Consider the following 12,490-nt stretch of genomic DNA (forward strand, 5'->3'; position numbering starts at 1 on the left):
TCAGCTGTCCCTGAATTCGGTCCGCGCCAGGCCGTTATCGAGATTGATCGTGGTGCGCAGGCGCATGCGTTCCGGCGTCGGCGTCATGATCAGAACGGCGTCTATCTCGATCTTCAGGCCGACACTTTTGTCACCGAGGGTCACCGTTACCTTGGTTGCGCTTTCCTTGAGACGGGGCTCGAAGGTGGCAAGGACCGAGCGGATCTCGCGCGCCAGGGTCTCGCGATCAAAGTCGCGGGACGAACGGCCCGAAAACGACGGCACGCCGTAGTTGACCACACTTCGGCGCACCTCCGGAAAATCGGCCAGCGACGGCGGATTGTCTGCGGCCTGTTCGCTTTCGAAATCGGAAAGAAGCGGAACAGCTTCAAAACGCTCGGTGTTGAACAAGGCCTCGATGTCGCGCCGCACCGCCTCCCTGAGAACGCGGGCCGATACAACCACGCCACGGCTTTCGATCTCGGCGCGGTGTTGGGTCTGAAAGGCCAGGCGGTGCAGACGCCGCTTCTGATCGGGAGTCAGCTCCGCGTCGGCGTCGATCAGCCGCGCGCTGCCCGCCAGCAGCGTGTCCAGCCGGTCCGCGCCCAACTCGTCCTGCAAGGTCTGGCGCAGCCCGTCGATCTCGGAGGTGACGCCCGGCAGATCGTTGACGAGGCGGTCCCAAAGAGAGGGCTGGACCGCCTCGCGTTTCGCCCGCGAACTGCCGGTAACCTGTAGCTTGTCGGCGCCGGGCCGCCGCGCCTCACTTGCCGACATAGACATCCATTTCGATTTCGTCATCCTTGTCATAGACGAACTTGATCTTCTTGTAGGCGAAGCTGACCTCCTCCTCGATCAGGTCTTCCTCGTCCTCGGCCTGCGACATGTCGTATTCCATGATCGAAGCGTCGGTCAGGGTGACGACCAGATAATCGCTGGTCTCGCCATCGATGGTCCGGCGGGCGGAGAACACAACTTCGTCCAGCGCCTTGTTGTCGAACAGCGCCTTTTTCAGATAGGGCGATGACTTGTCATAATGCTTGGTGAACTTGATCATCCCCAGCGACACGCGACCGCGGCGTGAGAGCGAATTCGGATCGTATGGCGCGATTATCTTGTAATCGACCCCGTGGACTTCGATCTCGTCCTCATGACCGTCGCGAACGCTTGGCCCTTTGATATCCGGAACTTTTAGAAAACCATCAATTTTCACGGGCATTGTCTTCCTCCAGCGCTTTCAAAACAAAACAAGGTGGATGTTGCTGCAAAATCAAGCTTTTACGGACGGTAGTTCTGACACCAGTCGAAGCGAGGCGTTGATGCCCTCCAATTGGTAATGCGGGCGCAGATAGAAGCGGGCGTTGTAGTAGCCCGGCCGCCCCTCGACGCTGTCCACCTGGACTTCAGCGGCGGCAAGCGGGCGCTTGGCGCGCGCCTTGTCGTCGGCAAAGGCCGGGTTGGCCAGCACGTAGCGGTTGATCCACTCGGTCAACCAGATCTGCATGTCGGAGCGCTCCTTGAACGACCCTATCTTGTCGCGCGCAATGGCCTTGAGGTAGTGCGCAAAGCGCGAAACCGGGAAAAGATAGGGCAGGTTGGCGCTCAGCCGTTCATTTGACTGGGCGTCGGGATCGACCAGCCGCCCGGCGCGCGTCTCGTCGTCCTGCAGCGAATGCGCACCGATAAAGGCTGCGAGATCGGTGTTCTTGCGGTGCAGAATGGGCATCAGGCCGAGCTTGGCCAGTTCCGCCTCGCGCCGGTCGTCGATGGCAACTTCCGTCGGGCATTTCATCGCGATCGATCCGTCGTCCGTGGGGAAGGAGTGCACCGGCAGGTTGATCACTGTGCCGCCGTTCTCGACTCCGCGGATCTGCGTGCCCCAGCCATAGAGCTTGTGACTGCGGTTTATGTTGACGCCCATCGGGAAGGCGGCGTTCATCCAGACATATTTGTTGTGGTCGCCCTGCACTTCCTCCTCGAAAGTGAAGCCCTTCACCGGAACCGTTTCCGAGCCATACGGCAGTCGCGCCAGAACACGTGGCATGGTCAGGCCGATGTAGCGCGCGTCCTCGCTCTCGCGCAGCGATTGCCACGAGGCATAGGCCGGGTTGGAGACGATCATCTGCAGGTCCTGCGGGTTCGGCAGTTCCTGCCAGCTGTCCATGCGGAACAGCCGCGGGTCGGCGGCTGCGATGAACGGCGTATGCGCGGAGGCGCAGATGCCCGAGATGTTGCGCAACAGGCCGACGTCACGCGGATGGTTCGAGAATTCGTAGGCGCCGATCAGGCAGCCGATCGGCTCGCCACCCAGCATCGAATACTCGTCCGTATAGACCTTCTTGAAGATCGGGCTTTGATCCCACATCTGGCCTTCGTAGTCTTCAAGCGTGTCGGCAAGCTGAACCTTGGAAATGTTCATCACCCGGATCTTCAGCTTCTGATCCGTCTCGGTGTTGTTGACGAGATACCATAGGCCGCGCCATGTGCCTTCCATTTCGCGCACTTCCGGCGCATGCAGAATCTCGTTCACCTGGGTAGTCAGCATCTTGTCGATGCCTGCTATCAGCGACTTGATCGATTTGATCGCGTTGGACGAGATGGTCGTGGTATCGGAGCGGGACTGCGCCGCCAGCGCGAGATTACGGACGAGCTGCTGCAGCTTCTCGCTGTCGTCCTTCTTGACCTTGAAATCCTTCTCGAGGAGCCCGCTGAATTCTCCGAGGTCTATGGCTTCCGCCTCAGCGGCGACGGCTGCGGTTTTTTGTTGTTCGGCCATGATTTACTCCTGAACCTTGTCGTCGTCGGATAATGCCTGGTTGGCGATCTTGCCGAGAAGCGGCTCGTTGTTCAGAAGTTGCGCGATGCGCTTTTCGGCGTCGACACGGCCGTCCATGAAACCGAGCAGCTCCTCGAGCTGACGACGCATCTTGAGGATCTCGGCCAATTGCGGGACTTGTTCGGCGATCTTGTCCGGGGCGAAATCGCCCATTTTGGTGAAGGTAAGATCGAGTGCTAGCTCTTCGTCCCGCTCGGCGCCCTCAGCCTGGGGCAGCGTATTCTTCACACGGGCTTTGACGCGCGGCCCGAGCGCCTCCATGAAACGGGGGAAGCGGTTGGCGTCAGTCTCGACAAAGGAGCGGTCCAGTACCGACTTCATCGCTTCCCTGGTCTGTGAAGCGCCGGAGAGGTCGGCCATCACGCCCATGACGAACGGCAATTCGATCGTCGTCGGGCTGCCATAGGTTTCCACGTCATAGGCGATCTGCACGCGCGGAGCGCGGTTCCGTTCGATGACTTTCGCTTTGCTTTCAGCTGCCATGGCTCGTTACCTTTCATCCTTCTGGGCCGTCTTCTTGGCATCGGGAACGCCGGCAAGCAGCCGGAATTCCTTCAGCCCCGACGGGGCGAGATCTTCCATCAGTTCAACGAAATCCATATGCACCATCCGGCGCACCCGGCGGGCCAGGTGCGGGATCGGGCTCGACGGTTCGGTGCGGTCATAAAAGGCGATGACGAGGTCGAGGCATTTCACGACGTCGTCGCGCGAGGAAATCCGCTCCGGCAGCCCCGTGCTCGGTTCCGCGTAACTCGCCACACTTGCCATAGTATCGGCTCCATGGCCCTTTGCAGGCATTTGACCGTTTCGAGCAGGCATTTCCGGATCTGCAGTCGTGGGGGCTGGCTCGGCCGCGCCGTTCGTCGCCGTTTCGATTGCCGAATTCCGTTCGAGGGTCGACAGCAAACGCTGCAGAAACCGTTTCAATTCCGGAACAGCGGCGCCACCGCCCTGCAGACGGCCGTTGAGAGCCGTCTCGACCGCATCAAGAGCCGTGATCGCCGCATGAGCATCGGCAATGAGCGACATCATCTCCGCATTGGCTTGATCGGCCTGCGCCTTGCACCCGCTATGAACCCGGTTCAGCAGTTGACCGTGCGCGCTGGCCAGCGTTGCCTTTTCCGCCGCATTCAATCCCGAAGCCGCTTCCAGAAGCATGACCCGCTCGTCGAGTGCGGCTTGTTCCAGATCGCGTCCGCTGATCGGTCCCATAGGGCGCGGCGCGAAGAAAATCATTCGCCGCAAGTCCGCCAGCAGCCCGTCCTGGCCATTCTGGAGGTCGAGCAGGGCGTTGATGCGACGCAAGGCGGCGTCGCGTGGTGAAGCACTGGGCCGCAGGGCCGGGTGCATGGTCTCCCAATGCTGATCGAAGCTCCGCGCAACAAGGGTCAGGCCATGTGCGAGCCCGGCGAGCCGCTGCTCATTGGCCAGCGCGCGCGTGACAATGACGAGCAGGCGCAGATCCCGGCCATGCCCACGCAATTCCTCCGCCTTGTCGAGGACGGCAGGCCAGTCGACCGGAATGGTGCTTTGCGACGAGGGCTGGTTGTGGCCGCCATGGACGACCTTGACCTGCGGCTCGGTGAGACGCTCCAGCTCATGAAAGGCTGGATCGTTGCGCAAATCCTCCCCTGACGGATTTTCACCGTCCAGCGGATTCAGCCAGAGTGCGAGATCAAGCACACCATCCCCCAGCGCGCGGCTCGTGGGCCGTGCCTGACCCAACGTTACCACACTGCGACACTTTACCACAATTTAGTTGATGCTCAATCTTAATACGAGCCTGCAACCGGCGCGCTGGGCTCAAAAGTGCTGGCGGATTTGTCGAACCCTGTCGGTGAACGCATCGCCAACAGGCGCGGCGTTCGATGGCGTTGCAGCCGATGGCGCCGGCGCCTGCCGGGACGGAAGAAATCGACTGAATCGCACACCCGGACGCCCCGCTGATAAACGCTCTTTGTCAAGTCGCTGCTTATGTGGCAGTTTGTTGGCTGGCAGATTGGAGGGGCAAGTTCGATGGAACAGCGCCGGTCGTCGCAGAGCTTTAAACGCAAGGAACTGGTCGGCAAGCTCAACCCCATCTGTTTGCGCGCCTTCAAGGCTGCGGCCGACACCGCCAAGCTGCGCGGCAATCCTTATGTCGAGCTCGTTCACTTCATCGAGCAGCTGGTGCTTTCAGAGCGATCGGATGTGCAGCTGATACTGGCAGACGCCGGGGTGGATGCGAGCCGGCTCACGGCCGATATGACCCGCGCCGTCGACAAGCTGCCTTACGGCGCCACTTCGATCGAGGAATTTTCCGATCATATCTTTCACGCCATCCAGGAGGCCTGGGGCCTGGCGGGACTGGAATTCAGCGTCGAGGAAGTGCGCAGTGCGCATATTCTGCTCGCCTGCCTGAAGACGCCGGTGCTGGAAGGCCTGCTGTCGAAGATCAGCGGCGAATTCGACAAGATCGATGCGCAGGCCGTTGTTGCGCGGTTCGCGGACGTCATGGAGGGTTCGCTCGAAGCCGGCGCCGCGACTGCGGTTGCCGCCGCCGAAACACCGCGGCGGGCTCCGGGCGGGGATTCGGCGCTGGCCAAATATGCCACCGACCTGACCCAGCGCGCCCGCGACGGCAAGATCGATCCGGTCGTCGGCCGCGATCCCGAGATCAGGCAGATCGTCGATATCCTGATGCGGCGCCGGCAAAACAACCCGATCCTGACCGGCGAGGCGGGGGTCGGCAAAACCGCGGTCGTCGAGGGCTTTGCCTTGCGCATTGCCGAGGGCGACGTGCCGCCGACGCTGCAGGGCGTCAGCGTGCGCATGCTCGATGTCGGCCTGATGCAGGCGGGCGCCAGCGTAAAGGGCGAATTCGAAAAACGGCTGAAGGCGGTCATTGACGAGGTGCAATCCTCGGAAACGCCGGTCATCCTCTTCATCGATGAAGCGCACACCTTGATCGGCGCCGGCGGCGCGGCAGGAACCGGTGATGCGGCCAATCTGCTGAAGCCGGCGCTGGCGCGCGGCGAGCTTCGCACGATCGCGGCGACGACCTGGGCCGAATACAAGCAGCACATCGAGAAGGACCCGGCGCTTACCCGTCGCTTCCAGGTCGTCAAGATAGATGAGCCGTCGGAAGCGGTCGCCGTTCTCATGCTGCGTGGTGTCGCCGGTGTCCTCGAGCAGCATCACAAGGTGCAGATACTCGATGAGGCGATCGAGGCGGCGGTCAGCCTGTCCCACCGCTACATCCCGGCACGGCAACTGCCCGACAAGGCCGTGAGCCTTCTCGACACCGCCTGCGCCCGTGTCGCCATTTCGCAGCATGCCACCCCGGCCGAGGTCGAGGACATCATGCGCCGCCGCCAGGCGCTGGAGGTCGAGCGCGCCATCATCGGCCGCGAGGCAGCGATTGGCATCGACGTGGCCGACCGGCAGGCTCGGGTCGAAACCGGGCTTGCCGAGACCGAACTCACGCTTGCTGCCGCGCAGCAACGCTGGGATCGGGAAAAGGCGCTGGTTGGCGAGATACTCGAACTGCGCGCCAGGCTGCGCGGCGAGGGTGTGCCGCTCGACGCCGTGGAGCCTTCGGGGGCGGTGGCCGAAACCGCAGGCGCCGATGTATCTGAGATCAAAGCGCCCGAACCCGATGCGCCCGAACCCGATGCGCCCGAACCCGATGCGGAAGCAACGGCCGCTGCCGGTCCTTCTCCACCCGACCCGGCTGCCGATCTCGCGCGGCTGCGCGAGTTGATGGCCGAACTCGCAGAAGCGCAGGGCGAGACGCCGCTGATCCTGCCGTCGGTCGACCGCAACGCCGTGGCGGCGGTGGTGCAGGACTGGACCGGCATCCCGACTGGCCGGATGCTGTCGAGCCAGACCGAAAAGGCGCTGCGGCTCGCCGTCACGCTGTCCGAGCGCGTGGTCGGTCAGGATCACGCCATGGAAATGATTGCCAAGCGCGTGCAGACCAGCCGCGCCGGGCTCGGCGCGCCCGAAAAGCCGGTGGGGGTTTTTCTGCTCTGCGGTCCCTCGGGCGTCGGCAAGACCGAAACCGCGCTGGCCCTGGCCGAGACGCTCTATGGCGGCGAGCAGAACCTCATTTCGATCAACATGTCCGAGTTCCAGGAGGCGCACACCGTCTCTACCTTGAAGGGCGCGCCACCCGGATATGTCGGCTACGGCAAGGGCGGCATCCTCACCGAGGCGGTCCGGCGCAAGCCCTACTCGGTGATCCTGCTTGACGAGGTCGAGAAGGCGCATCCGGACGTGCATGAAATCTTCTTCCAGGTCTTCGACAAGGGAATGATGGACGACAGTGAAGGCCGGCGGATCGATTTCAAAAACACGCTGATCCTGCTCACCTCGAACGTTGGCTCCGAAGTCATCATGGACCGGACCAGCAGCGGCACGGTGCGGGCGGGGCTCGACGATCTCGACACAGCATTGCGCGCCCCGCTGCTGAAGGTTTTTCCAGCGGCCTTCTTGGGCCGGGTGGTGACCATCCCTTACTACCCGCTCTCGGACATGATGATCGAAGCGATCACCCGCCATCAGTTCGCCAAGATCGCCCGCCGGCTGCGCTCGAGCAACGATGCCGAGTTGGTGATCGGTGACGGTGTCATGGATCTGGTCAAGGCCCGCTGCACCGAGATCGAATCCGGCGGCCGAATGATCGACGCCATTTTGACAAACACGCTTCTGCCCGAATTGAGCCGTGGCGTGCTGAACCGGTCGCTCGAGGGCGAAAAAATGACGAAGGTGACGGTCGGAGCCTCCGAAGGAGGTTTCACCTATTCCTTCGAATAGCTGAGCAGCAATCTGTGGTTAACCGGCGCCGTAGCACCGCTCAGGGTTGATCCACCGCATTTTGCGCCCGAGCACCAGAGCCAATTTGGCGTGGTTTCGCGCGTCGGTTGCATCCTGGCCCCAGACACGCTACTATACCCTCTCGCGTTCCCGGGGGGGAAGGTGGATGAGCATCGTCCATAGGGTCGGTCCAGTTCTAGATCAGGCGATTGCCGCAGTCCTCAACAGGGCCGGCTATGGCGACACCGTCTCGGTCAAAGCGGCATTAAACCAGGTTCGGCAGGCTGCACCTGGTTTGGTCGCATCCAATGACGATCTGACCGAAGCTATCCTCGAAGTCGCTGCTGCTTTGGGCCTGTTGGTGGCTTTCGATGAGCACGAGCAGTATCCGCTCAATCCCGCTTAGTTATCCGGTCACCGCTCGAAAGATCTAATGCATGTCGCGTAAGCGGTTTTGCGATAACGACATGCATAAAACAAGAACTTAGCGTCACATGAATCCATTCAGCCGAGACGCGCTTTAGCGAGATAATCCGGCCCCTCATGGAACCCTTTGGCAAGCGACGAGTTGCGTTCAAAGCTGAAGGTGATCGTCATGGCAACCAGAGAGAGCAATCGTGGTTTCCGAGACCTGGTCCGTTCGGAAGACAATCGTCGGAGCCTACGCAAGCGATTAGGACTGGAAGGCGATCCAACCCTGTCGCCGAGGCTTCTCGCATTAGCTCTGAAGCTTCAGAAGGAGCTTGACCGGCGAGAGCAAGAACTGGCTGACGAGAACCCTCCATCACCTGAAGTCATAGCACTCATTCCGGTGACCGTAGATAGCAACGCGTGACAGAGCGGGCCATAAGATCCTTGCCGACGCCGTTCCACCGTCCCCGCGGGTCTACGCGTAGCGGTCGTGGCGGCGCACCCAGTCCATTCCCTCAGCTTCGTTGCGCCCCTTTGGCATGAGGTCGAGCATGGCGTAGGTGCCCATCATCACCTCTACACCGCGGCCGAAGGTGGAGTAGGTGTGAAAGACGGTGCCAGCCTCATCCTTGTAGAAGGCGCTCAGGCCAGGCCATTCCTCGCCGGTTTCCCGCCATTCGCCGTAGTTGTAGTCGATGTGCCCGGTAGCGACCTCTTCGGGCGTGAAACTGACCCGGAAATCGTAGTTGAACGGACTGCCGTTCGAGGACACCCATCGGAACTGCCAGCCCATACGTCTGCGGTAGCGCTCAATATCGGCCAGCGGCGCGCGCGAGACGGCGATCATGGTTACATCGTGATGCGCCAGATGCTTGTTCATGCCGTCGGTGTGATCAGCCATGAACGAGCAACTTGGGCAGCCTTCCTTCCATCCCGGTGCGAACATGAAATGTTGCACGAGAAGTTGCGAGCGGCCGTCGAAGAGGTCGGCGAGCGCACGCGGACCGTCCGGCGTGTCAAACAAATATTCCTTGTCGATACGCACCCATGGCAGCGCGAGCCGCTCGCGTGCGACCTTGTCGCGAAGATGCGTGAGTTCCTTCTCCGCTCGCAGGAGGTCCCGGCGGGCGCTCAGCCAGTTATCGCGTGAAACGACAGCGTGTTGCATTGTCAGTCTCCTTGGGTTTGGGCGACGGAAGTGTTGCAGTGCTGCGAACGGGCGGAAAAGAGCTTCAGCCACGGCGATACGTGAAAGAGGCTCATCAGCAGGTACATCAGGGCCATGTCGTTGACCGGCATGAAAGGCGAGGCGGCAGAGCACATGGTCATGCCCGGCGAGCCGACAGTAGAAATCCAGGCCATCAGGGCAAAGGTCGGTGCGGCGGCGAGCCCGAGCCGGCCGGCAAAATCGACCGCCTGCCCGAGCAACGATGTGGCTTTCTCTTTTGCTGCAAATATCGTCATTTCCGGTCCTGCGGTCGAATTCGCAGTTTCCACGTTTTCGATAAAAAGACGCTATCTCGGGCAGCCGGAGAGGTGAGAGTTACAAGTGTGACGGGATTTCAATGTGGGGCTGCAAACGGACCTGCAGCAATCGCCTACCGCAATAATCGGGAGCGCGCATTAGCCCTCAATCCAACGCAATCTCACCGCGCTTGGCCGACACGGAAACGAATGAGACGACTCCCGGTTGTTGGCAGGGTTGACCCAATGCAGTCTTTCAGCGCGAGCGTCGCTTGCTGGAGCTGCGTTGGTCGGTCGGAGGCCAATGGTGTTTCTAATGGAACGCTAATATACATGGACGCTCGAACGAGCAGCGCCTGCCAAATACCTGGGGAACGCCATGCGAAGCCTCGTCTTCACGATGTGTATCGCCACCGCAACTGCCGCCAGCGCCCATGATTGGTACGAGGACAGGATTGACCCACTGACGAAATTCAAGTGTTGCGGTGGCTCTGATTGCCGCGCCATACCTCGGTCGTCGGTACGGTCCAGGATAGACGGTGGTTACACTTACTTGCCGCATAATTTCAACATCCCACGGGACCGTGTGCAGGAATCGCCGGACGGCCAATACCACATCTGCGAGAGTACCTACGTCGTCACTAATCAGCTGTTTTGGCGTTGCTTTTTCGCACCTCGCGCAAATGTCTCTCTAATTCTCCCACATTAAGACACTGCCTGAATTCCTTGCCGCCCGGACAAGTGGAGCTGGACCAGTCCCAGCGCTTCGGCCGGAGAAGCAGCTGTTGTGATCGATCATCCGGGGAACATTTTCGTCAGCCTTCAATTAAGCAGAGGAGCTGGTTTGGAGCAGATCAATGGGCATTTTTTCCGACCTTGATAAAAAACTGACGGAAAATCTCTACGCGCACGGCAACGACCTCGTCGATCCTGCTGCGGATCTCCCAGAGAGCGTCGAGGAACGGGTCGAACTGTTGATGCCGTTCGTTCAGCCCGAGGCTCGCGAGTTGGTCCGCTCGCAAATCCTTGGTCTCATTCATGAGTACAGGAATGAGGATTGAACGCCTATGGTCATCGTCAAACCTGGAGCAGCTGGCCGAGAGACATGTGCTTTCGCAGCGCCGGAAAAACATCGACGGCGTGGAGGAGATACGCGCCGAATAGAACGGCGACGATCTCGTGGCTGCCGGAGATCGGGGTCCGATGAGAATTCTCGTTGTTGGAGCCAGCGGCTTGATCGGCGCTTCGATCTGCGCCCGCCTCGTTTCCGAAGGACATGAGGTGGTTGGCATCACCCGTAGCCCTCGGGCAAATGCAGCCCGCGATTACCAGACATTGGTGCTGGATATGGCCGCAGCACTTCGCCCTGAGGATTGGCTGCCGCACCTGACTGGCGTCGATGCCGTGGTGAACTGTGCCGGCGTTCTGCAGGACAGCCCGCGCGAAAAGACCGGGCAAGTCCATCGCGATGCGGCGGCTGCTCTTTTTCTCGCCTGCGCGCGGGCCGGCGTTGCCAAGGTGATCCACTTCTCGGCAATGGGTGTGGATCGGGCACAGCCTTCGTCGTTCTCGGCGACGAAATATGCCGGCGATCAGGCGCTGATGGCGCTTGACCTGGACTGGATAATCCTTCGCCCTTCCGTGGTGCTCGGCCGGCCTGTGTTTGGAGCCAGTGCATTGTTTCGCGGTCTGGCCTCGCTGCCGATCCTGCCGTCAATGCCAGATACCGGCCGGCTGCAGGTCGTGCAGCTCGATGATGTGGTCTCGACTGTGCTCTTCTTTCTCAATCCCGGCAGTCCGTCTCGTCTGGCGCTGGAACTTGCCGGTCCCGAACAGCTGACCATGGATGAGATCATCGGTACTTTCCGCCGCTGGCTCGGCTGGGCTCCTGCAGCCAGGCTGGTCTTGCCGGGATGGGGTGCGCGGATTCTCTACCGCCTCGGCGATTTTGCCGCGATGCTCGGCTGGCGGCCTCCGATGCGCACCAATGCCGCCAGGGAGATCGCGCGGGGGGCGCTCGGAGATCCGTCGGACTGGATTTCCCTGACCGGCATGCGGCTACAAAGCCTGGCGCAGTTCCTCGCGCTCAATCCTGCGACGGTGCAGGAGAAATGGTTTGCCTGGCTTTATTTCACAAAGCCTGCAATTTTCGTCGTGCTGCCGTTCTTCTGGATCATGACAGGGATTGTTTCGCTGACCACGGGCTACGGCAACGGCATCGGCCTCATGCAAAGCACGGGGGCTGGCATGTTGTCGGCGCCTGCCGTGATCGCCGGCGCTCTTGCCGACATCGTCGTCGGCGCACTCATAGCCTGGCGGCCAACGGCGCGAAAAGGCCTCTACGCCGGCATCGCGCTGTCGCTGTTCTATCTGGTCGTGGGCACTTTCCTGCGCCCGGACCTGTGGAACGAACCACTTGGGCCATTCCTGAAGGTCTTGCCGATCATCGTCCTTCACTTTGTTGCCTTGGCGATCCTGGAGGAGCGCTGATGCTTTATTTCGTGCTGAAGTCCCTGCATGTCATCGGTGCCAGCGTGCTGCTTGGCACCGGCGCCGGCATAGCGTTCTTCATGCTTCTCGCCCACAGGACCGGCAATGCGGCAACAATTGCGGCAGTGGCGCGCATCGTCGTGGTCGCCGACTTTCTCTTCACGGCAACTGCCGTCGTGGCGCAGCCGATAACCGGCGTCGCGCTCGCCTGGCTGGCGGGCTACTCGCTCTCCGAAGGCTGGATCGTGTTGTCCATCGCGCTCTATATCGTCACCGGTGTGTTCTGGCTGCCGGTGGTATGGATGCAGATGGAAATGCGCAATCTGGCGTCTGCAGCCGCCAAAACGGGGACCCCGCTGCCGGCCCGGTATACCAGGCTCTTCCGGCTGTGGTTCGCCTTCGGCTTTCCCGCCTTTGCTGCCGTCCTCGGGATTTTCTGGCTGATGATCGCGCGGCCGACGATCGAGTGGTGACGCCTTGCCGCGATAATGCATGTCGCGAAAGCATGCCCTC

13 protein-coding genes are annotated in these 12,490 nt (G+C 61.2%); 6 read left to right on the top strand and 7 right to left on the bottom strand.

The window, feature by feature from the left end; translation table 11 throughout:
• From tssE to tssA, 5 genes are read right to left on the bottom strand one after another with little or no spacing between them, the layout of a single operon-like run.
• Positions 1-756, bottom strand: a complete 756-nt coding sequence (tssE, locus tag X738_RS67675) for a type VI secretion system baseplate subunit TssE (protein WP_023801310.1) — start codon at positions 754-756, stop codon at positions 1-3.
• Positions 743-1,198 (bottom strand): type VI secretion system tube protein Hcp, encoded by a 456-nt coding sequence (locus X738_RS67680; RefSeq protein WP_023801311.1) that lies wholly within the window; start codon positions 1,196-1,198, stop codon positions 743-745. The genes tssE and X738_RS67680 overlap by 14 nt, the downstream gene beginning before the upstream one ends.
• Before the next feature lie 51 nt (positions 1,199-1,249).
• Entirely contained in the window at positions 1,250-2,755 is a 1,506-nt protein-coding gene (gene tssC, locus X738_RS67685) for a type VI secretion system contractile sheath large subunit (protein ID WP_023801312.1), read from the bottom strand.
• A 3-nt stretch (positions 2,756-2,758) separates the two neighbouring features.
• Complete coding sequence (gene tssB / locus X738_RS67690) at positions 2,759-3,298, bottom strand: type VI secretion system contractile sheath small subunit (RefSeq protein WP_023801313.1); 540 nt, start codon at positions 3,296-3,298, stop codon at positions 2,759-2,761.
• A 6-nt stretch (positions 3,299-3,304) separates the two neighbouring features.
• A complete protein-coding gene (tssA, locus tag X738_RS67695; RefSeq protein ID WP_023801314.1) occupies positions 3,305-4,498 on the bottom strand; it encodes a type VI secretion system protein TssA in 1,194 nt (397 codons plus the stop codon).
• 333 nt (positions 4,499-4,831) lie between these two features.
• Between tssA and tssH the strand changes: the two genes are divergently transcribed.
• The 3 genes from tssH (at position 4,832) to X738_RS84985 (ending at position 8,447) form a co-directional block, all read left to right on the top strand.
• The gene (gene tssH / locus X738_RS67700; protein ID WP_023801315.1) at positions 4,832-7,612 is read left to right on the top strand and encodes a type VI secretion system ATPase TssH; all 2,781 of its coding nucleotides are present in this window, start codon (positions 4,832-4,834) and stop codon (positions 7,610-7,612) included.
• Positions 7,613-7,778: 166 nt separating this feature from the next.
• Positions 7,779-8,018 (top strand): hypothetical protein, encoded by a 240-nt coding sequence (locus tag X738_RS67705; RefSeq protein ID WP_023801316.1) that lies wholly within the window; start codon positions 7,779-7,781, stop codon positions 8,016-8,018.
• Between the two features lie 147 nt (positions 8,019-8,165).
• On the top strand, positions 8,166-8,447 hold the full coding sequence (locus X738_RS84985; protein ID WP_156942629.1) for a hypothetical protein: 282 nt from the start codon (positions 8,166-8,168) through the stop codon (positions 8,445-8,447).
• Between the two features lie 51 nt (positions 8,448-8,498).
• Here the strand turns inward: X738_RS84985 and X738_RS67710 are convergent, their stop codons facing one another.
• Together X738_RS67710 and X738_RS67715 are read right to left on the bottom strand one after the other, a co-directional pair.
• Positions 8,499-9,191, bottom strand: coding sequence for a DUF899 domain-containing protein (locus X738_RS67710; protein WP_023801318.1), 693 nt, complete (start codon positions 9,189-9,191; stop codon positions 8,499-8,501).
• A gap of 2 nt (positions 9,192-9,193) precedes the next feature.
• Entirely contained in the window at positions 9,194-9,451 is a 258-nt protein-coding gene (locus tag X738_RS67715) for a hypothetical protein (protein ID WP_306454975.1), read from the bottom strand.
• An 893-nt stretch (positions 9,452-10,344) separates the two neighbouring features.
• Here X738_RS67715 and X738_RS83070 point away from each other — a divergent pair.
• From X738_RS83070 to X738_RS67725, 3 genes are all read left to right on the top strand, one after another.
• Positions 10,345-10,548, top strand: a complete 204-nt coding sequence (locus X738_RS83070; RefSeq protein WP_023801320.1) for a hypothetical protein — start codon at positions 10,345-10,347, stop codon at positions 10,546-10,548.
• 142 nt (positions 10,549-10,690) lie between these two features.
• Positions 10,691-11,977: an SDR family oxidoreductase gene (locus X738_RS67720; protein ID WP_031255727.1), complete on the top strand. Its 1,287-nt coding sequence runs from the start codon at positions 10,691-10,693 to the stop codon at positions 11,975-11,977.
• Positions 11,977-12,450 carry a DUF2269 family protein gene (locus tag X738_RS67725; protein ID WP_023801323.1) on the top strand — a complete coding sequence of 158 codons (474 nt, stop codon included), beginning with the start codon at positions 11,977-11,979 and terminating at the stop codon, positions 12,448-12,450. The genes X738_RS67720 and X738_RS67725 overlap by 1 nt, the downstream gene beginning before the upstream one ends.
• Positions 12,451-12,490: the final 40 nt, after the last annotated feature.

This window comes from Mesorhizobium sp. L48C026A00 (assembly GCF_000502375.1).
GTDB classification, from domain to species: domain Bacteria; phylum Pseudomonadota; class Alphaproteobacteria; order Rhizobiales; family Rhizobiaceae; genus Mesorhizobium; species Mesorhizobium muleiense.